This window comes from Pseudomonas syringae group sp. J248-6, from assembly GCF_032586995.1.
Lineage (GTDB): Bacteria > Pseudomonadota > Gammaproteobacteria > Pseudomonadales > Pseudomonadaceae > Aquipseudomonas > Aquipseudomonas amygdali.
The window spans coordinates 318720-336841 of the sequence record NZ_JAWHOP010000004.1 but is presented as its reverse complement, the minus strand read 5'-3'; the positions used below and the strand labels follow the sequence as shown (position 1 = coordinate 336841).

22 protein-coding genes are annotated in these 18122 nt (G+C 59.1%); 10 read left to right on the top strand and 12 right to left on the bottom strand.

Annotation, left to right across the window (positions count from 1 at the left end; translation table 11 throughout):
* Positions 1-59 precede the first annotated feature (59 nt).
* Positions 60-605 carry an ankyrin repeat domain-containing protein gene (locus RYC17_RS07900; RefSeq protein ID WP_058402001.1) on the bottom strand — a complete coding sequence of 182 codons (546 nt, stop codon included), beginning with the start codon at positions 603-605 and terminating at the stop codon, positions 60-62.
* Between the two features lie 347 nt (positions 606-952).
* On the opposite strand from RYC17_RS07900, the gene RYC17_RS07895 reads away from it, so the two are divergent.
* Positions 953-1231: a DUF3509 domain-containing protein gene (locus tag RYC17_RS07895; RefSeq protein ID WP_002552849.1), complete on the top strand. Its 279-nt coding sequence runs from the start codon at positions 953-955 to the stop codon at positions 1229-1231.
* 110 nt (positions 1232-1341) lie between these two features.
* On the opposite strand, the gene RYC17_RS07890 is transcribed toward RYC17_RS07895, so the two are convergent.
* From RYC17_RS07890 to aroC, 6 genes are all read right to left on the bottom strand, one after another.
* Positions 1342-2064, bottom strand: a complete 723-nt coding sequence (locus RYC17_RS07890) for a response regulator transcription factor (RefSeq protein WP_058402000.1) — start codon at positions 2062-2064, stop codon at positions 1342-1344.
* Positions 2065-2320: 256 nt separating this feature from the next.
* Complete coding sequence (mtnC, locus tag RYC17_RS07885; RefSeq protein WP_058401999.1) at positions 2321-3004, bottom strand: acireductone synthase; 684 nt, start codon at positions 3002-3004, stop codon at positions 2321-2323.
* Between the two features lie 16 nt (positions 3005-3020).
* On the bottom strand, positions 3021-3566 hold the full coding sequence (locus RYC17_RS07880; protein ID WP_054076416.1) for a 1,2-dihydroxy-3-keto-5-methylthiopentene dioxygenase: 546 nt from the start codon (positions 3564-3566) through the stop codon (positions 3021-3023).
* An 82-nt stretch (positions 3567-3648) separates the two neighbouring features.
* Positions 3649-4263, bottom strand: a complete 615-nt coding sequence (locus RYC17_RS07875) for a methylthioribulose 1-phosphate dehydratase (protein WP_058401998.1) — start codon at positions 4261-4263, stop codon at positions 3649-3651.
* On the bottom strand, positions 4260-5423 hold the full coding sequence (locus tag RYC17_RS07870; RefSeq protein ID WP_058401997.1) for an MFS transporter: 1164 nt from the start codon (positions 5421-5423) through the stop codon (positions 4260-4262). The genes RYC17_RS07875 and RYC17_RS07870 overlap by 4 nt, the downstream gene beginning before the upstream one ends.
* Before the next feature lie 30 nt (positions 5424-5453).
* Positions 5454-6545 (bottom strand): chorismate synthase, encoded by a 1092-nt coding sequence (gene aroC, locus RYC17_RS07865; RefSeq protein WP_005744350.1) that lies wholly within the window; start codon positions 6543-6545, stop codon positions 5454-5456.
* Between the two features lie 141 nt (positions 6546-6686).
* On the opposite strand from aroC, the gene RYC17_RS07860 reads away from it, so the two are divergent.
* Together RYC17_RS07860 and RYC17_RS07855 are read left to right on the top strand one after the other, a co-directional pair.
* Positions 6687-7706 carry an alpha/beta hydrolase gene (locus RYC17_RS07860; RefSeq protein ID WP_058401996.1) on the top strand — a complete coding sequence of 340 codons (1020 nt, stop codon included), beginning with the start codon at positions 6687-6689 and terminating at the stop codon, positions 7704-7706.
* A gap of 111 nt (positions 7707-7817) precedes the next feature.
* The gene (locus tag RYC17_RS07855) at positions 7818-8621 is read left to right on the top strand and encodes a hypothetical protein (RefSeq protein WP_080395078.1); all 804 of its coding nucleotides are present in this window, start codon (positions 7818-7820) and stop codon (positions 8619-8621) included.
* Between the two features lie 44 nt (positions 8622-8665).
* Here RYC17_RS07855 and prmB read toward each other — a convergent pair whose 3' ends face one another.
* The gene (gene prmB, locus RYC17_RS07850; RefSeq protein WP_058401995.1) at positions 8666-9574 is read right to left on the bottom strand and encodes a 50S ribosomal protein L3 N(5)-glutamine methyltransferase; all 909 of its coding nucleotides are present in this window, start codon (positions 9572-9574) and stop codon (positions 8666-8668) included.
* 262 nt (positions 9575-9836) lie between these two features.
* Here prmB and RYC17_RS07845 point away from each other — a divergent pair, with 262 nt between their 5' ends.
* The 5 genes from RYC17_RS07845 (at position 9837) to RYC17_RS07825 (ending at position 12963) form a co-directional block, all read left to right on the top strand.
* Positions 9837-10427, top strand: a complete 591-nt coding sequence (locus RYC17_RS07845; protein WP_002552839.1) for a cysteine hydrolase family protein — start codon at positions 9837-9839, stop codon at positions 10425-10427.
* Between the two features lie 159 nt (positions 10428-10586).
* Positions 10587-10904: a hypothetical protein gene (locus tag RYC17_RS07840; RefSeq protein ID WP_058401994.1), complete on the top strand. Its 318-nt coding sequence runs from the start codon at positions 10587-10589 to the stop codon at positions 10902-10904.
* A gap of 45 nt (positions 10905-10949) precedes the next feature.
* The gene (locus RYC17_RS07835) at positions 10950-11507 is read left to right on the top strand and encodes a Smr/MutS family protein (RefSeq protein WP_002552837.1); all 558 of its coding nucleotides are present in this window, start codon (positions 10950-10952) and stop codon (positions 11505-11507) included.
* A 457-nt stretch (positions 11508-11964) separates the two neighbouring features.
* The gene (gene folE, locus RYC17_RS07830) at positions 11965-12510 is read left to right on the top strand and encodes a GTP cyclohydrolase I FolE (RefSeq protein ID WP_002552836.1); all 546 of its coding nucleotides are present in this window, start codon (positions 11965-11967) and stop codon (positions 12508-12510) included.
* Between the two features lie 75 nt (positions 12511-12585).
* Positions 12586-12963 carry a glutathione S-transferase N-terminal domain-containing protein gene (locus RYC17_RS07825; protein WP_080396354.1) on the top strand — a complete coding sequence of 126 codons (378 nt, stop codon included), beginning with the start codon at positions 12586-12588 and terminating at the stop codon, positions 12961-12963.
* 21 nt (positions 12964-12984) lie between these two features.
* Here the strand turns inward: RYC17_RS07825 and RYC17_RS07820 are convergent, their stop codons facing one another.
* Genes RYC17_RS07820 through RYC17_RS07810 form a run of 3 tightly spaced genes read right to left on the bottom strand, consistent with a single transcriptional unit; the run spans position 12985 to position 15210 of the window.
* Positions 12985-13371, bottom strand: coding sequence for a lysozyme inhibitor LprI family protein (locus RYC17_RS07820; protein WP_058401993.1), 387 nt, complete (start codon positions 13369-13371; stop codon positions 12985-12987).
* Between the two features lie 30 nt (positions 13372-13401).
* Positions 13402-14004 (bottom strand): glutathione S-transferase family protein, encoded by a 603-nt coding sequence (locus tag RYC17_RS07815; protein WP_058401992.1) that lies wholly within the window; start codon positions 14002-14004, stop codon positions 13402-13404.
* A 39-nt stretch (positions 14005-14043) separates the two neighbouring features.
* The gene (locus RYC17_RS07810; RefSeq protein WP_058401991.1) at positions 14044-15210 is read right to left on the bottom strand and encodes a PLP-dependent aminotransferase family protein; all 1167 of its coding nucleotides are present in this window, start codon (positions 15208-15210) and stop codon (positions 14044-14046) included.
* An 82-nt stretch (positions 15211-15292) separates the two neighbouring features.
* On the opposite strand from RYC17_RS07810, the gene RYC17_RS07805 reads away from it, so the two are divergent.
* Together RYC17_RS07805 and RYC17_RS07800 are read left to right on the top strand one after the other, a co-directional pair.
* On the top strand, positions 15293-15763 hold the full coding sequence (locus tag RYC17_RS07805) for a MarR family transcriptional regulator (RefSeq protein ID WP_004658431.1): 471 nt from the start codon (positions 15293-15295) through the stop codon (positions 15761-15763).
* Between the two features lie 116 nt (positions 15764-15879).
* Positions 15880-17073 (top strand): benzoate/H(+) symporter BenE family transporter, encoded by a 1194-nt coding sequence (locus RYC17_RS07800; RefSeq protein ID WP_058401990.1) that lies wholly within the window; start codon positions 15880-15882, stop codon positions 17071-17073.
* 30 nt (positions 17074-17103) lie between these two features.
* On the opposite strand, the gene RYC17_RS07795 is transcribed toward RYC17_RS07800, so the two are convergent.
* Positions 17104-18039, bottom strand: a complete 936-nt coding sequence (locus tag RYC17_RS07795; RefSeq protein ID WP_058401989.1) for an LD-carboxypeptidase — start codon at positions 18037-18039, stop codon at positions 17104-17106.
* Positions 18040-18122 lie beyond the last annotated feature (83 nt).

Sequence of the window (18122 nt, the reverse complement as noted above, 5' to 3'; positions counted from 1 at the left end):
GAAGGATAACGGTAAATCCATCGCGCCTCTATGTGTTCATGCCCTGAAAGCACTCGGCATCAGGACCGGGCCGGCTGTACGCCCAGTTTGATCAGTTGATCAATGGTGATGGTCGCGCCCATTGCCTGAGCGGCGCCCAGTGCGGTGATGCCCTTGGCATCAGTGGCATGCGGGTCCGCGCCCTGACTGATCAGGTAATCGACTATTTCGTTGCGATTGAACATCGCCGCCATCATCAATGCGGTACGGCCATCGGCAGAAGCACCGTCTATATCGGCACCCGCCTCGACCAGCAACCTGACCACCGCCAGATCACCCTTGAACGCTGCGCCAGCGATGGGGCTCTGGCCATTATCGTTACGAATTTCAGGGTCAGCCTTGTGGTTCAGCAGCACACGGACCGCATCCGCATGGCAGTGGTAGCTGGCCAGCATCAGCAGCGTATCGCCCTTGTGGTTGCGCAGGTCTGCGGGCAGGCCTTTTTCAAGCAGACGCTCCAGCATGACTGCATTTCCCTGGCGAGCCACATCGAATACCTGCTCGGCGAACTCGGCGGCTTCGTCTTCAGTCATGGTTTTCGAGGCGCTGATATCTGTATCGGTCATTAACTACTCCTTGGCGCACGGTACTCCGGGCATGCGTTGACCCGGCGTCGATACACACACTGACCTCAAGTCTCGCCAGCTGTTCGATCAGCATCGATGCGGATGCGCAATGCCTGCTCCTGATCACCGCAATCCATGCAATCCCTCTTCTGCCCGATACCCATCGTGCAGGAAACGGCAAAATGCAGGGCGCACGAAGGGTGTTCATGCAAAATGCACGAAGCCTTAAAATAGAGAATATTTCAAGTCGTTGATTTTAAAGGATTTAATTCAAGTGCAAAGACTGGCACAGACACTGCAATAGTACTTCCAAGCTTATTATCCCATGAGCAATGGAGCCGCCTGACATGACCTTTATTCAAGAAAAATTCGCTTCCGTATTCTCCGACTACACCGTTACCACCCAGCCACGTCCTGATGGTGGTGTCCTGTTGTCACTGCGTACTCACGATGGCAAGCAGATCCGTCGCTCCGTGTCTTATGCTCAGTTGCACACTCCGGTCCAGCTGGAATGGGTAATCAGCGCTATCCGCCGCGACCTGGCTGCACAAGCCAGCGAGTTGCCAGCTATTTCGATGCTGCAAAGTCAGCATCGCTTTGACCTGCCGACTTACCACACTCGTTGATTTTCCCGCCGCCTTGACAGGTGGCACCCGCTGTACGCTCTCTCATCCCTTGTTTGCCGCGATTACACTTTGTTCTCGCGGCTTTTTTTGCCCGCGTTTTCAGGTGTCTATTACCTGATAAGCCCCCGGCACAGCGCTTCGCCTACCGCCTGCGCCCTATTGGCGACACCCAGCTTGGAATAGATGGTCTTGAGGTGATACTTCACCGTCGACTCCGACACGTCGCGGATCATTGAGATCTCCCAGGCAGTTTTTCCATCCCTGGCCCACTGCAGTACCTCCAGCTCCCGATGGGTCAAACCGCGAGAACAGAACTTCAAACCCCGCGCAACACTGTGCAGCACCGGCATGAGACTGCTCATGAGGTATTTTTGTTCAGCGGAGATCGCTCGCCCTACTTCACCCAGCGTACAAACCGACGTCACGCTGTCGGCACCACGACAATGGTTCGTGTAGCCGTAGGAAATGGCCGGAAGCAGTTCGCACGTATCGACGATTTCTTCGTAGCACGCTGACACCGGATATTGTCTGAATGCATCCTGCCAGTTCACAAACCCCAGCTGGTTGCGATAACAACGGATGACCGGGTCCTGGGTGATCAACCCGCGCTGGCGGTAAGCCTGACCCCAGGCATCATCGATATTGCAGGTAATGAACGTCAGCAGCACCGGGCCCTTGAACTGATAGAACATCGCCCGCTCACTGTTGCATTCGCGCCTTAGCCATTCGAGGGCATTCTCGATAGCGGTCTGGCCATCGAGTTCGCTGATCGTGCTCACCATCTGCTGTATCAATAAGTCCCTGCTTGCGCTTTCTGTAATGGCACTGCACATCGCTGCCGCTCCTTATGCGCCCGTGAATCGGTACAGGTGTTGTCCGTGACTCAGGGGACGATGGGCGCAGAACTTACACGAATAATCGCGTTGAAGAATGACGAGCAGAACAAACAGACTCAACGCACTTTCAGGTAGGCAACGTCCCACTCAAAAGCAGGACGCTCCTTACAGAAAATAGCGTGCAAGCCTTGCGGCGGGCAGATTTTCATACCGCGGCATCAGGACAATGCCGCGCACGACAGGCTGACTTCGTTTAGAAAGAAGCAGGGTCGATGAGCGCGAAACTGCCCACATGTTTGTGACCCGCAAGCACCCCGCCGTCACGCGCCAGACCGCAGGTGATCATGCCAGCGGCCTTCGCTGCGTCGAGCTCTTCGACGATATCCGAGAGGAACAGAATGTCCTCGGCAGGACACTCGATTGCCTGCGCAATCGTCCGGTAGGACTGCGCTTCGCGCTTGGGGCCGGACGTCGTATCGAAGTAACCACTGAACAGACCGGACAGATCGCCCGCCTCGGAACAGCCGAAAATCAATTGCTGAGCCTGAATTGAGCCCGAGGAATAAACGTAAAGCCTGTAGCCCTGTTGATGCCAGTGTTTCAAGGCATCGACAGCATCCGGATAAACATGGCCCTTGAGCTGTCCGGCGTTATAGCCCTGCTCCCAGACCATGCCCTGCAACGCCTTGAGCGGCGTGGCCTTACGGTCTTCGGCAATCCATTCCAGCAGTATCGCAATAACCCGCTCGACATCGGCATCAGGCTCGCCGGCCTCGGTGCGTACTGCTTGCAGCTGCGACGCCACTGCCGGTTGTCCGGCGTTTTGCCGAACGAACCCGGGCAGGTGCTTTTTGGCAAACGGAAACAGCACGTCGAAAACGAAACTCACTGCGCTGGTGGTGCCTTCAATATCCGTGAGGATAGCTTTGATGGGCATCAGAATCGGGCTCCTGTCAGTCTTCCAGCCGTGGAAAACGGCCAGCAATGTCTTCACCGGTAAAATTCGCCACCCAGCCTTCCGGATTGTTGAACAGGCGGATGGCAACGAAATGCGGGTTTTCGCCCATATCGAACCAGTGCCGGGTGCCGGCCGGTACGGAAATCAGATCGTTCTTTTCACACAGCACGGCGTACACATAGTCGTCGATGTGCAATGTGAACAAGCCGCGTCCGGCGACGAAAAAGCGCACTTCGTCCTCACCATGCCGATGCTCTTCAAGAAATTTGGCGCGCAATTCGGCTTTCTGCGGGTGGTCACTGTTGAGGCTGATGACGTCTACGGTGACATAACCATGCTCGGTCATCAGCTTGTCGATCTGGGTACGATAGGCGCTGATCACTTCTTCCTGGCTGGCACCGGGGGTAATCGGCGCTGCCGCTTCCCAGCGGTCGAACGCCACGCCGTGCTCGGCCAGCGTCGAAGCAATATCTTCCAGATGGGTCAGCACCTTGTTGGGCGTGTCAGGGCTTGAAACGTGATAAACGGACAGGCTGCTCATGGCATGAATCCTCGGTTTGGGGCACCACCTTCCGGCTTTTACAGGCAGGTCAGGCTTACAGGCTGGTTTTAATACGACGTTTTCAACGGTTCAATACCGCGCGCATTTTAAGCTCGCATTCGAACAGAAACTCGAACGCTTCGATCTGGCGCAAGGCGTCGCTCATTTTCGCCCCCCAGGTGTAGAGACCGTGACCGCGGATCAGGTAGCCAGCGCACTCGGGATGAGCGTCCAGCCAAGGCTGCACTTTTGCGGCAAGACGGGCAATATCCTGATCGTTGTCGAAAATCGGCACCACGACCTGCGACTGATGAGTGACCACGCCATTAAAGGCCTTCTGCAGCTCGTAATCCTCGAACACCAGATGATCGGCGGCAGTCAGCCTGGACAGCACCGTCGCATTCACCGAGTGGGTGTGCAGCACGGCGCCGACCTGCGGCCTGCTGCTGTACAACTGGGTATGCAGCAAGGTTTCGGCAGACGGTTTTTTGCCGGGCTCCAGGCTGTTGCCTGCCATATCGGTAGCCAGCACATCGTCAGGACCCAACTGGCCCTTGTGCTTGCCGGACACGGTCAGCAGCGCCTCGGTGGCTGAAAGACGCGCGGAGTAATTGCTGCTGGTGGCAGGCGACCAGCCGCGGCCATACAGGAAGCGTCCGGCCTCGATTATTTCCACGCTAAGTTGTTCGCGGCTCATACACCTTCCTCTTTCTTGGGTGTGATAATCATGATGGCTGCGGCAAAGGCGACAAGGCTGGCAATGGCAAACGTCCAGGCTGGCCCCAGCGCGTTCCAGCTGTAACCGGAATACAGAGCACCCAACGCGCCACCCACGCCTGACAGTGCGGCATACAGCGCCTGTCCCTGTCCTTGCTGACGCGGGCCAAAGCTACTTTGCACGAAATGAATGGCAGCGGCGTGAAAGCTGCCGAACGTGGCGGCGTGCATCACCTGGGCAATCAGCAGCGCGGTCAGGTAATCGGCAAACAGTCCCAGCAGCAGCCAGCGCAATGCGGCCAGCAGAAAGCTGACGAACAGCACCTGGCGCACGGAGAAACGCTGCAGAATCCGGCTCATGACCATGAACATCAGCACTTCAGCCACCACGCCGACCGCCCATAGCACGCCGATCAGGCCACGGCTGTAACCGAGCGCTTCGAGGTGCAGGGTCAAAAAGGTGTAATACGGCCCATGGCTGAGCACCATCAGCGCGACACTGAGGTAGAACGCCAAGACACCGGGACGCGCCAGTTGCCTGAGAAAGCCGCCTGACACGGTTTCACGGCTCGACGGCGAGGGATGCGCATTCGGCACCCACCAGCTGCTGACGACGATACCGGCCATGATCGCCAGCGCGATGTAAGGAAACAGATCCAGGCTGAACCATTCGAACACCCGTCCCAGCACCACGACCGCCAGAATGAAACCGATCGAGCCCCACAGGCGGATCTGGCTGTAGCGCGAGGTCTGGCCTTGCAGGTGCGCGAGGGTGATGACTTCGAACTGCGGAAGGACGGCGTGCCAGAAGAACGCATAGAGCGCCATGACCATCGCCAGCCAGGCATAGCTTTTTTCGACCAGAATCAGCGAAAACGCCAACAACGTGCAGATGGCGCCAGAACGCACAATGGTCAGACGCCAACCGGTGTGATCACCCAGCCACCCCCAGAGATTGGGCGCAACGCAGCGCATCAGCATGGGGATGGCGATCAGTTCGCCTATGCGTGAGCTGGAAAAACCCAGGTGATGAAGATAAAGGGCCATGAACGGCGCAGACAGGCCGAGCAAGGCGAAATAGCACACGTAAAAGCCGGACAGCCGCCAGTAAGGAAGCTGCCCGCCGGATGTTTGCGTCACGCTAGCAGTCCGCGACCGTGACAGTGTGCATTACAACTGCCCCAGCACAGGCGTATTGACGCTGACATCGGCGTTCTGACCGCGATGACGCAGCAGATGATCGAGCAACACGATGGCCATCATCGCCTCGGCAATCGGTGTGGCGCGAATGCCGACACACGGGTCGTGCCGGCCTTTGGTGATGACGTCGGCCGCGTTGCCATCGGTATCGATCGAACGCCCCGGCGTGGTGATGCTGGAGGTTGGCTTGAGCGCCAGATGCGCAATGATCGGCTGGCCGGAGGAAATGCCGCCGAGAATGCCGCCCGCCTGATTGGACAGGAAACCCTGTGGGGTCATCTCGTCGCGGTGCTCGGTGCCGCGTTGTGCAACGCAGTCGAAACCGGCACCGATCTCCACGCCCTTGACCGCGTTGATGCTCATCAGCGCGTGGGCCAGTTCGGCGTCCAGACGATCAAAGATCGGCTCGCCAAGGCCGGGCATTACGCCTTCGGCCACCACCGTTATTTTCGCACCGACCGAGTCCTGATCACGACGCAACTGATCCATGTAGGCCTCCAGTTCCGGCACCTTGTCAGGGTCGGGGCAGAAAAACGCGTTGTCTTCTACCGAATCCCAGGTCTTGAACGGGATCTGGATCGGGCCCAACTGGCTCATGTAGCCGCGAATGACGATGCCCTGGGTTGCCAGGTATTTCTTGGCAATCGCCCCCGCTGCCACGCGCATGGCGGTTTCCCGTGCCGAACTGCGACCGCCGCCGCGGTAATCGCGGATACCGTACTTGTGGTGGTAGGTGTAATCGGCATGGGCTGGACGGAACAGGTCCTTGATGGCCGAGTAGTCCTTGGACTTCTGGTCAGTGTTGCGGATCAGCAGGCCTATGGAGGCACCGGTGGTTTTGCCCTCGAAGACGCCGGAGAGGATCTCGACCTCATCGGCCTCCTGACGCTGCGTGGTATGGCGGCTGGTGCCCGGCTTGCGCCGGTCCAGATCGCGCTGCAGGTCTTGCAGGTCCAGCTCCAGCCCCGGCGGGCAGCCGTCGACGATAGCGACCAGCGCCGGGCCGTGGCTTTCGCCGGCGGTGGTGACAGTGAACAGCTTGCCGAAAGTGTTGCCGGACATGCGGGCGCTCCGAAAAATCAGCCAAAAAACCAGATCGTTAAACCAAGCGCGCCAGTATACGCAGGCTCGCGGTTCAGTTCATCCTCGAACCTTCTGTCACGCCGTGCGTCCAAGCGAGACCCTCCCTATGATGGCCTTGCGATGTTATCCGGTAATTCCCTGCTTCGAGTATCAAACGCGCTGCGTCTGCTGGCCCTTCCGATAACATTGACCCTGAGCCTTATCGCCGGAACAGCCAGTGCTGCGGCGCCCAGCGTGGTGCAGCGGCCGATCACGGTGGATACCGAAAACGGCAAACTGTACGGCACCCTGCTCATGCCCCGTTCGGACAAACCGGTCCCGGTGGTGCTGATCATCGCCGGTTCCGGCCCCACCGACCGCGACGGCAACAACCCAGAGGGTGGACGCAACGACAGCATGAAACGCCTGGCGGTGATTCTGGCCAAAAACAATATCGCCAGCGTGCGCTACGACAAACGCGGCGTCGCAGCCAGCAAGGCCGTCACGCCGGATGAACGCAATCTGAGCGTCGAGCGCTACGTGGCCGACGTTCAACTCTGGGCCAGAGCGCTCAAAGCCAACCCGCGCCTTGGCCAGCTGATCCTTCTGGGCCACAGCGAGGGTGCGCTGGTGGCGACGCTGGCGGCTGAAAAAGTGGGTGCAGCGGCGCTGATTTCCGTGGCCGGCACCGGACGGCCTGTCGATCAGGTGCTGCGCGAACAGTTTCAGGAGCGCTTGCCACCGGACCTGCTGCAACGCAGCAATCAGTTGCTCGATGAACTCAAGGCGGGCAAGACCGATGACAACGTGCCCGCCGAGCTGGAAGTGGTATTTCGCCCCAGTGTCCAGCCGTATCTGATCTCGCTGTTTCGCCAGGACCCCGCCGCAGCCTTCGCTGCAGTGCACATTCCGGCGCTGATCGTTCAGGGGCGCAACGACATTCAGGTAGGCGTGGGCGATGCCCTGCTGCTGCAAAAAGCCAGACCGGATGCCGAGCTGGCCCTGATCGACGGGATGAATCATGTGCTGCGTATCGTGCCCGACGATCTGCAGCAACAGTTGTTGTCCTACCGCAACCCGACCCAGCCGCTGGCCAGTGAAGTGACCAAGCGGATCCTGGCCTTCATCAAGGCCCTGCCCCACCCGGAAAAAAAAATCTGACGCCAGATAATTGCAGGCCCTTCAGTCTTGGGATATCTGGCCGATAGCGGTTTGCTGGCTTCTTGTTCCGTTGCAAGTATTCCGGTGCAAGGCCCAGGAAAGGACACCATTATGACTGACGCGAATATCATGACTGAAACCACTGCAGCACCCGAAAGCGCCGAAGCCGAGGTTCAGGCACCGCCGCAGCCGTGGGAAGACGTTCTGCCCGAGAACTTTCAGATGTTGCGTCTGGCACCACAGCCCACCGACCGCGCCACGGGTGGGCGACCCTTGCGTTTTGTGCAGTTTGGCCGTGCCGAGCGGCACAGCAAGGAATTGAGCCTGTTGCGCATCAATGTGCAGCTGCCAGGCCAGCGGGTTCGCAAGGAACAGAACAATCTGGACGTCTGGGCCGACCACGAAAAGCGCACTGTGCGCTTCGGTCCCGAATCAGGCTTGCAGATCGAGCCGTGGAACCGCGGCATCGGTCGTTTCATGATTGCCCATGCCGTGCATTGGGCGCAGAAAAGATGGTCATCCTACAAGATTGAAGGCGTAGCGCTGGCGAGCAAGGACGGCCTGAACGAAGACACACGCCTGCGTCGTGACCACTTTCTGCGCACCCTGGGTTTTGAAGTAGCGTACGCCGATGCCCAGCACATGAAAGGCACCATCAAGGACGTACACGTCGGCAACCTGCACAGCACCTGGAACAACGACAAGGTGCAGATCATCGAAATTCTCGAAGCCTCGCAAATGCTGGAGAAGGCCGAGAAGAACCTGATCGAACAGGAAGTGACCATTCGCCAGCACGAGGACCGGGTCGGCAAGTACAAGCGCGAGGACGCCGGTCTGCGCTTCACGATTGCCTGCCTGGTGACCTTCGCGGTATTTCAGGCGGGACTGCTGATCTGGATCGCGACCCACCGATGAAAAAAGGAGCTGATCTCAGCTCCCCCTTCTCTCAGTCTTCCCTATCAAACCTTTGACTGGAACAACGCCTGATGGTTGCGGCACTGTTCTGCAGTCAGCATGAACACCCCGTGACCACCGCGCTGGAAATCCAGCCAGGCAAAATCGACTTCCGGGTACAGCGCCTGCACGTGCACCTGGCTGTTGCCTACTTCGACGATCAACAAGCCTTTCTCGTTCAGGTGATCGGCTGCCTGGGCAAGCATACGACGTATCAGGTTCAGACCATCGCTGCCACAGGCCAGCGCCAACTCCGGCTCGTGCTGATACTCGTCGGGCATGTCGGCAAAGTCTTCGGCGTCCACATAGGGCGGGTTGGACACGATCAGGTCGAAGCGCTGACCCGGCAAACCGTCGAACCCGTCGCCCTGCACGGTGTAGACGCGATCCTCCATACCGTGACGCTCGATGTTCTGGTTAGCCACCTCCAGTGCGTCGTAGGACAAGTCGGCCAAGGCCACCTCAGCTTCGGGAAACACCTCAGCACAGGCGATACCGATGCAACCAGAGCCAGTGCACAGGTCCAGAATCCGGGCTGGTTCGTTGGCCAGCCAGGGCGCGAAACGCTCTTCGATCAGCTCGGCGATAGGCGAGCGCGGGATCAATACGCGGTCATCGACAATGAACGACATGCCACAGAACCATGCTTCGCCCAGCAGATATGGCGTTGGCACACGGTCATCGATTCGGCGTTTGATCAGGCGTTGCAGTTCGGATATTTCGTCGACTTCCAGGCGGCAATCGAGGTAGCTGTCGGCGATTTCCCAAGGCAGGTGCAGTGCGCCCAGCACCAACTGCCGCGCTTCATCCCAGGCATTGTCGGTGCCATGACCAAAAAATACGTCTTCCTCGTGAAAGCGGCTGACGGCCCACCGTATATGGTCGCGCACGGTACGCAAACGGGAAGTGATCATGGACAAACTCCTTGAAAAGGCGACGAGCTGCTGTAAGACGAGCCACGGTGAAAAGTCTGGTTCCGAACAATGCACATTCTTCGTACCCGATAGGCGTGGAAGTTTCCATGATTCGCGTACTGCCATCAAGGCAAACCGCCAGCCACACCCTCCCCCAACTGCCCTGCAGGCCATAAAAACCGTGGCCTGCGATGGTTGCCATTCCCAGAACGCCTCAGCCAGAGGACAATGTCACAAAAGCCCCACACCAAGGAGCCCGTGAATGTCCGATTTAAAGACCATGTTCCAACTCAGCGGCCGGGTGCATGCGCCCGCCAATTTGAGCAATGCGACGCTGATCATCATCGATGCCCAGAAAGAATACCTCAGCGGCCCACTGGCCCTGACCGGCGTCGACGAAGCCCTGGCCAATATCTGCCAATTGGTCGAGAAGGCACGTGCGGTCAAGTGCCCGATTGTTCATATTCGCCATCTGGGCACTGTGGGCGGCCTGTTCGACCCACAGGGCGAGCGCGGTCAACTGGTGCCGGAGCTGTTACCAAAAGACGACGAACATCTGGTCGAAAAACGCCTGCCCAACGCTTTCAATGGCACCGGCCTGCATGATCTTCTGCAAAAGCTGGGTCATCTGGACCTGATCGTCTGCGGCTTCATGAGCCACTCGAGCATCAGCACCACGGTTCGCGCTACCAAGGACTACGGTTATCGCTGCACACTGGTCGACGATGCCTGCGCAACCCGCGACTTGCCGAGCCCGCACGGCGTCGTCAGCGCACAAGTGGTGCACAGAACCGAGATGGCGATCATGGCCGACAACTTCGCCACACTGGCGCTGACCAAAGACCTGATCTGATCTGATCTGATCTGCGCCGGAACGAGTGGTTGTGTGGGCGTATTCACATAACCGCCCATCCCTTGCCAGCCCGTATCATCCCGGAGGCGGGAACCACCCCTTCTTCTCCGGGTCAGAGCGCCGATACTCCATTGAGCCGATACCTATTGAGGAAAAGGCATGAAAACGTCAGATGGTTTCGATGCACGTCGCCTGCGCCCCAGGGGTCAGGGCAACTGGGGCAAACGCATCGGCACGCTGATTGCGCTGCTTCTTGTGGCGTCAGGCGTGTTGCTGACCGTTGCCGGTGTATCCAGCCTGACCATTCACCCGCAGATGCTCGGCGAGCTGAATGCCAGCCCGGGAGGCGCCGCATTTGTCGCTGTCGGCGGGTTGCTGGTGCTGTACGTGGGCGTCTGGCTATGGCGCCGCTGCCGTCGTCAGCGCAGTGCCAGCGGCTTGAGTATCTCTGCGCACCTGATGAAAAAACACAACTGACCCTCGCGTATGAACGGTTAGAATGGCTTCCTTCGCGGAGGCCCCATGCAAGACGACGATTTTTCCCTGTTCAGAAGCGAAACGCGCGGCGTAAAGCCGCTCAAGCATGAACACGCCGATGTCGGCAAACCCAAGACCGATCGAAAAATGCTGGCACGCCTGCGTCAGTCGGCGACCGTGCGCACCGATTCGGTGACCGTCGACGGTTTGTCGGATCAATTCGTAATTGATGTTGGTCCAGAAGATGTCCTGAGCTGGTCGCGCGACGGCGTGCAGGAAGGCCAGATGCGCAAGCTCAAACTTGGGCAGATCAGCTTCGAAGGCAGCCTGGACTTACACGGCATGAGCGTCGAAGTGGCGCGTGAGACGCTGTGGGAGTTTCTGGCGGAAGCGACCCGACTGGAAATACGCTGCGTACGTGTTACCCACGGCAAGGCGGTACGCCTGGACGGTAAGCGCCCCATGATCAAAAGCCACGTCAACACCTGGCTGCGTCAGCATTCGCAGGTACTGGGCTTTTGTTCATGCCTGGCCAAGCATGGCGGTGCGGGTGCGGTGTACGTGATACTCAGACGCACCATGATGGAAGGGCGCGACGAGTAATCCTCCTCGCGCCCCTCTTGCCGGACAGCAATATGCTGCCCGGCGTGTTACTCAGCGCGGACCAGGACCGCCGGGGCCACCAGGCCCACCAGGTCCACCCCCTTCATGATGCCCACCGCCGCCGCCATGTCCGCCCGGACCAGGCCAAAACGGCCAGCAGCCGGAAACCGACGACAGTACGATGGCGAACAACGCTATTTTTGCTACTCGACTCAACATCCGGATTCACTCTCTCGACAGGCAATTGATTAATAACCTGCACATTCAGACAGCGCGGTGCCGGGGAAGTGGGTAGCGATCTGGTCGCCAACGTGTAAGCGCCACGATACAAAACGCATAACGCCCGGTTGATTTGCAGCGCTGCCGTGCACCCGCACTCTTGCGTAAGTTACTATGTGCGCCGTCGGCGACGGGCCTGCCCTCGCACTCATCGAACCCCACACGGAAACACACCCCTGTGACACTGGAACAGAATTACACCGCCATACTCGGGCAATTGGGCGAGGACGTCTCGCGCGAAGGTCTGCTGGACACCCCCAAGCGCGCCGCCAAGGCCATGCAGTACCTGTGTCGCGGTTACGCGCAAACGCTGGAAGAAGTCACCAACGGCGCGCTGTTCAGCTCCGATGCCAGTGAAATGGTCATGGTCAAGGACATCGAGCTGTACTCGCTGTGCGAGCATCATCTGCTGCCGTTCATTGGCAAGGCACATGTCGCCTACATTCCCAACGGCAAGGTGCTGGGCCTGTCGAAGGTGGCGCGGATCGTTGATATGTACGCCCGCCGCCTGCAGATCCAGGAAAACCTCAGCCGTCAGATCGCCGAGGCCATCCAGCAGGTTACCGGTGCACTGGGTGTGGCGGTAGTGATCGAAGCCAAGCACATGTGCATGATGATGCGCGGTGTCGAGAAGCAGAACTCGGCCATGATCACTTCGGTGATGCTCGGCGAATTCCGTGAAAACGCTGCCACTCGCAGTGAGTTTCTCAGCCTGATCAAGTGACCCGTTCAGCCCGCGTTCACGTGCCCTGGCGCACGCTGAACGTCCGGCCGATTTCCGCCACTGTCCGCAAGAGGTATGACCGTGTTCATGAAAGCGTTAAGAGTCGGCCTTGGCCAGCTCGTCATCGGTATCGACTTCCTGACCCGCCCGAGCAAGAAGCAGCGCGATCCGCAGGCACAGGCGGCTGTCGCTGAGGCGGCTCAAGACCTGACGCTGTACCAGTTCCACGCCTGCCCGTTCTGCGTGAAAACCCGTCGCACCCTGCACCGTCTCAATGTTCCTGTTGCTTTGCGCGATGCGAAGAACAACGAGCTTGACCGTCAGACGCTGCTAAACGAGGGCGGTAAAATCAAGGTGCCTTGCCTGCGAATCGAAGAAGGCGACAAAACCGTGTGGATGTACGAATCCAAAGTCATTATCGACTACCTGAACCAACGGTTCGGCGCGATCTGAACACTACGTGCCCGACGTACCTCAACGCGGGCAACCTTCCTCGCGGCAGGCGACATAGGCTTGCAACTGCTTGAGGCGCACGCGGGTCTGGTCAGCCAGGCATTGCGATTGCAGCAACGGCCAAATGGAGCCTGAATCCTCGGGCTTGCCAGCCTGATACAGGCAATCGGCGTCACGCAGGGCTATCCACTTCAGTTGTGCATCCTTGAACGCCTGCTTTTTGGCCGGCGTCTTCAGCCACGTCATCTGCGCCTTGTACTGCTTGTTGAGATCAGCATCGAGCGCCGACAGCTCATTGGCAGCACACTGATTCATGCTGGCCTGATTGGCATCGCAATCCTGAGCCTGTGCCGAGCAGCCGATACCCAGCGCGATGAAAGCGGCCAGAAGGACTATTGAAACGCGCATAAATTTCCTTTTATTCAGCCAATGGGGGCATCAATCCAGCATACCGACATAACCGGGCTGCGCCTTGACCCGATCCAGCCAGCGCCGAATTCCGGTGTAAGGTGCCAGATCGAAACCGCCCTGATGAGCGACGTGGGTGTAGGCGTACAAGGCGATATCGGCGATGGAGAAATTCTCACCGACCAGAAACGGTGTGCGATCAAGCTGCTGCTCCATGACCGCCAGCGCTCGATAACCGGACTTCTGCATGGCGCGATACTCGGTCATGCGTTCAGCCGGCAAGCCCAGATAGAACTGGATGAAACGGGCAACCGCCACCGACGGCTCATGGCTGTACTGCTCGAAAAACTGCCATTGCAGTACCTGGGTACGCAGGCGCGGTTCGCTCGGAAGATACCTGGAACCATCAGCCAGAAAATTGAGAATCGCATTGGACTCCCATAGACAAGTGCCGTCTTCCAGTTCCAACACCGGGATCTTGCCGTTGGGGTTCTTCTCCAGAAAAGCCGGGGTCTGGGTTTCGCCATTAAGAATATCGACCGGTACCCACTCGTACTCGCAGCCCAACAGGTTAAGCATCAGCTTGACCTTGTAGCAGTTGCCCGAGTTGTAATCGCCATAAACCTTGTACATCGCCCTGCTCCCTCGATATGCCTGTATTGCCGGCTATGATCAGGCGGCTTTCAGATTCTGTGCCGCACGGACCACAGACGCCAGTCGTTTTATGCCTTCATTCAGACGCGCCGGGTCGATATGACTGAAATTGAGGCGCAGATGGCCGTGATTGGCGTCCGGGTCAGCAAAAAAAGGTTCGCCCGGCATGAACGCGACGTCCTGCGCCAACGCGGCATCCAGCAAGGTACGGGTGTCCAGCGGCTGTTTCAGGGTCAGCCAGAAGAACAATCCGCCTTGCGGGCTATTCCACTCGGCCAGGTCTGAAAAATGCGTCTGCAAGGCATCCTCGAATGCATCCCGGCGACCGCGGTAGAACTCGCACAGCGTCAGCAGATGTTCACGATAGTGCTCAGTGCCAATCCACTGCAAGGCCTGCCATTGGCCGAGGCGATTGGTATGCAGATCGGCGGACTGCTTCAGGCGCAACAAGTGCGGAAACAGATCGGGACTGGCGATCAGATAACCCACACGCAGGCCGGGCAACAGCGTTTTGGAGACCGTGCCGGTGTAGATCCAGCTGGCTGTCTTCAGGCCGCTGACAATCGGCCTGGCACTGCCACCGTCAAAGCTCAACTCGCGGTACGGCTCATCCTCGATCAACGTGACGCCGAACTCGTCAAGCAACGCCGCAACTGCATCGCGGCTGGCCTGGCTATAGCGCACTGCCGAGGGGTTCTGGAAGGTCGGGATCAGGTAGGCGAAAGCGGGCCTGTGCTGCTCCAGGCGCTGACGCATGGCGACCAGGTCCGGGCCTTCGGCCTGCAGAGGCACGGTGATGCAGTCGGCACCAAATAGCTGAAATATCTGCAGCGCCGCCAGGTAGGTGGGTGCTTCAAGCAGAATCTCGGTGCCTTTGTCGATGTAGAGCTTGGCTGCCAGGTCCAGGGTCTGTTGAGAACCAGTGACCACCATGACCTGACTGGCATCGCAAGCAATACCCAGGGCGCGGGCGTCGGCAGCCAGCGCTTCGCGCAGCGCAGGTTCGCCCTCGCTCATGCCGTACTGGCCCAGAGAAACAGGCATGTCAGCCCACTCGACTTTGGGCAGCATCGACTCGGCAGGCAGGCCACCAGCGAACGACATCACTTGCGGACGCTGAGCGGCGGCGAGGATCTCGCGAATCAGAGAACTTTTCAGACGGGAAACGCGTTCGGAAAAAGCCATGGCACTTACCTGTAGCCGAGACGAAGGAAAATAAGTCAAACTTGTTGACTCAAATTACGACGCCCAGCCCGGATACGTCAACATGCTTGACTTAAAAAAACCTGCCAATCAACAAATGGCCATGGAGGCCTTCTTCTTCGGCTATCAGGCGTTCACCGCCAAGGCTGATGAAATGCTGGCCAAGCGCGGCTTCAGTCGCGTGCATCAGCGCATTGTATTTTTTATCGCTCGCTATCCCGAACTGAGCGTCAAGGAACTGCTCACGGTATTGGGCGTGAGCAAGCAGGCGCTCAATGCCCCGCTGCGCCAATTGATCGGCATGGACCTGGTGCACAGCACCGCCCCGGAAACCGACAAGCGTAAACGACTGCTCGGGCTCACCGATGAAGGCGCCCGTTTCGAGCAGGCGTTGCGGCGTGAACAGGTCAAGCTGCTGCAACGCGTGTTCGCCGAAGCGGGTCAGGAAGCGGTGGATGGCTGGATGACAGTCAACCTCGCGCTGGGCCAGACACTGCAATCCGGTGCGTGTCCAATCGGGACTGACGTCGAATAAATACCACTGGCGCAACTGTGCTGGCATTTACTCATATCGCTGTATCGTAAAGCCGAGCGGTCATGCGTTTAGGCTTGGCGTCCTTTGCTACCTGCCCGCTTCAAGGAACGCCCTGCATGAACGAAACCCTCAAGGCACCATTGCGCCCGCTGACCGACTCATCGCCGTCTGCGGTGGTTGCCGGTTTCATTGCCATGATGACTGGCTGCACCAGCTCACTGGTGCTGATGTTTCAGGCCGGACAGGCGGCCGGTCTGAGCAGCGTGCAGATTTCGTCCTGGCTGTGGGCGTTGTTCATGGGCATGGCGGTGTGCAGCATCGGCCTTTCGTTGCGCTACCGCATGCCGATTACTGTCGCGTGGTCCACACCCGGTGCCGCACTGCTGATCACCAGTCTGGGTGGTGTGGCATACCCGCAGGCGATTGGCGCGTTCATGACCAGCGCGCTGCTGGTTATTCTGTGCGGCGTAACGGGCAGCTTCGAACGTATCGTGCGGCGTTTGCCAGCCTCGCTGGCTGCGGCCTTGCTGGCGGGAATCCTGTTCAGGATCGGCAGTGAAATCTTCATCGCCGCCCAGCACCGCACCAGCCTGGTATTGGGCATGTTTTTCACGTATCTGGTGGTGAAGCGTCTTTCGCCACGCTACTCGGTGCTGCTCGCATTGCTGGTCGGCATCGGGATATCGGGCGCGCTGGGCTTGCTGAACTTCAGCGGCCTGGCGCTGCAAGTCGCCATGCCGGTCTGGACCACTCCCGAGTTTTCCTGGGCCGCGACGGTCAGCATCGGCATTCCACTGTTCGTGGTGGCTATGACCTCGCAGAACATGCCCGGTGTGGCAGTGTTGCGAGCCGACGGTTACTACCCGCCTACCTCACCGCTGATATCGGTAACAGGCTTTGCCTCTTTGCTTACCGCACCGTTCGGCTGCCACGGGATAAACCTGGCCGCCATCAGCGCCGCCATCTGTACCAGCCCTCATGCGCACGAAGACAAGTCCAAACGCTACACAGCGGCGATCTGGGCCGGGATTTTCTACGCAATCGCCGGGATCTTCGGCGCCACGCTGGCAGGTCTGTTCAGTGCGTTCCCCAAGGAACTGATGCTCTCGATTGCCGCACTGGCGCTGCTCGGCTCGATCACCAATGGCCTGACCGTGGCCATGGCCGAGCCCCGGGAACGCGAACCTGCCCTGATCACCTTCATGGTGACGGCCTCGGGGCTGACGCTGTTTTCCATAGGTTCGGCATTCTGGGGCATTGTTGCGGGCCTGCTGACCATGCTGATTCTCAATGCACGCAAGCCCGGATAAGCCTGCCTCAAGCGTATGGCAACACAGCAATCAACTGCGGGCAGCGGCCGATACCAGCAAGGTTCCGGCATCTACATCAAGTATTGCCTGCGTTCCGAGTGGCACGGCCTGATTGAGATCTCCATGCCCTACCGGCAAGCCGCCCAGCACCGGAATGCCCAGGCTGCCTAGCCGTTCCAGCAGCACATCGGCGGGGCTAATGGTGCCGCCGGTGTTAGCGGCCGGGGTGAACTCGCCCACCGCAACACCCGCCAGACGCGCAAGGATGCCGCAGTTACCCAGATGGGTCAGCATGCGATCAACCCGATAGGCCGGTTCGTTGACCTCTTCGATGAGCAAAATCGCACCGGTCATGTCGGGCATGAACGGCGTGCCCACCGAGGTATCGAGGATGCACAGATTGCCGCCCAGCAACAGGCCCTGCGCGCTGCCGCCGGTTCTGACCTTCGCCGTTGGTGAGCCAGGATCAGCCTTGAGCAATACCGGCTCGGTACTCATCAGCACGTGGTGCATGCCGCTGACGAACAGGCCACCGCGTTCCAGCTGCGAGGCGACCGGCCCATGAACAGTGACCAGACGCGCATGGTTCCACAGCGCACCATGTAGCGCGGTAATATCGGAAAAGCCGGTTACCAGCTTGGGGTCACGACGCACGGCGTCCATATTTACCTGCTGGACAATTCGCTGCACGCCATAGCCACCGCGGTTGCAGATGACCGCACGAATCTCCGGATCAGCCAGTGCGGCGTTGAGGTCAGCAAGCCGCTCCTCGTCGGTCCCCGAATAGAATGAGTATTTACCCAGCGCATGCGGATAGACGCGCGGCCGCAGCCCCCACCCCTTGAGTACTTCGACCGCAGCGTCGATGTTGCCAGGGTCAACCGGCCCGGCAGGCGACACCAACGCCACGGCGTCGCCAGCGCGCAGAACCTGAGGGTAAAGCGTCGGTTTGGATATAGCTGGCATTACGGTCACCCTGGCGTTTGTCGAGCGACGAATCTAGAGCACCGCCGCAACTGACTCAAGCCCTATCGGCCTTCAGCATGCGT

Bases quoted from the DNA above. Each gene is read 5' to 3' on its own strand.
- RYC17_RS07875 (WP_058401998.1), bottom strand. From the start codon at position 4,263: ATGAGCCGCGAACAACTTAGCGTGGAAATAATCGAGGCCGGACGCTTC.
- RYC17_RS07800 (WP_058401990.1), top strand. From the start codon at position 15,880: ATGAACGAAACCCTCAAGGCACCATTGCGCCCGCTGACCGACTCATCG.
- RYC17_RS07855 (WP_080395078.1), top strand. From the start codon at position 7,818: ATGACTGACGCGAATATCATGACTGAAACCACTGCAGCACCCGAAAGC.
- RYC17_RS07890 (WP_058402000.1), bottom strand. From the start codon at position 2,064: ATGTGCAGTGCCATTACAGAAAGCGCAAGCAGGGACTTATTGATACAG.
- RYC17_RS07840 (WP_058401994.1), top strand. From the start codon at position 10,587: ATGAAAACGTCAGATGGTTTCGATGCACGTCGCCTGCGCCCCAGGGGT.
- RYC17_RS07845 (WP_002552839.1), top strand. From the start codon at position 9,837: ATGTCCGATTTAAAGACCATGTTCCAACTCAGCGGCCGGGTGCATGCG.
- RYC17_RS07895 (WP_002552849.1), top strand. From the start codon at position 953: ATGACCTTTATTCAAGAAAAATTCGCTTCCGTATTCTCCGACTACACC.
- prmB (WP_058401995.1), bottom strand. From the start codon at position 9,574: ATGATCACTTCCCGTTTGCGTACCGTGCGCGACCATATACGGTGGGCC.
- RYC17_RS07805 (WP_004658431.1), top strand. From the start codon at position 15,293: ATGCTTGACTTAAAAAAACCTGCCAATCAACAAATGGCCATGGAGGCC.
- RYC17_RS07810 (WP_058401991.1), bottom strand. From the start codon at position 15,210: ATGGCTTTTTCCGAACGCGTTTCCCGTCTGAAAAGTTCTCTGATTCGC.
- RYC17_RS07815 (WP_058401992.1), bottom strand. From the start codon at position 14,004: ATGTACAAGGTTTATGGCGATTACAACTCGGGCAACTGCTACAAGGTC.
- RYC17_RS07820 (WP_058401993.1), bottom strand. From the start codon at position 13,371: ATGCGCGTTTCAATAGTCCTTCTGGCCGCTTTCATCGCGCTGGGTATC.
- RYC17_RS07825 (WP_080396354.1), top strand. From the start codon at position 12,586: ATGACCGTGTTCATGAAAGCGTTAAGAGTCGGCCTTGGCCAGCTCGTC.
- mtnC (WP_058401999.1), bottom strand. From the start codon at position 3,004: ATGCCCATCAAAGCTATCCTCACGGATATTGAAGGCACCACCAGCGCA.
- RYC17_RS07795 (WP_058401989.1), bottom strand. From the start codon at position 18,039: ATGCCAGCTATATCCAAACCGACGCTTTACCCTCAGGTTCTGCGCGCT.
- RYC17_RS07880 (WP_054076416.1), bottom strand. From the start codon at position 3,566: ATGAGCAGCCTGTCCGTTTATCACGTTTCAAGCCCTGACACGCCCAAC.
- RYC17_RS07900 (WP_058402001.1), bottom strand. From the start codon at position 605: ATGACCGATACAGATATCAGCGCCTCGAAAACCATGACTGAAGACGAA.
- RYC17_RS07835 (WP_002552837.1), top strand. From the start codon at position 10,950: ATGCAAGACGACGATTTTTCCCTGTTCAGAAGCGAAACGCGCGGCGTA.
- aroC (WP_005744350.1), bottom strand. From the start codon at position 6,545: ATGTCCGGCAACACTTTCGGCAAGCTGTTCACTGTCACCACCGCCGGC.
- RYC17_RS07860 (WP_058401996.1), top strand. From the start codon at position 6,687: ATGTTATCCGGTAATTCCCTGCTTCGAGTATCAAACGCGCTGCGTCTG.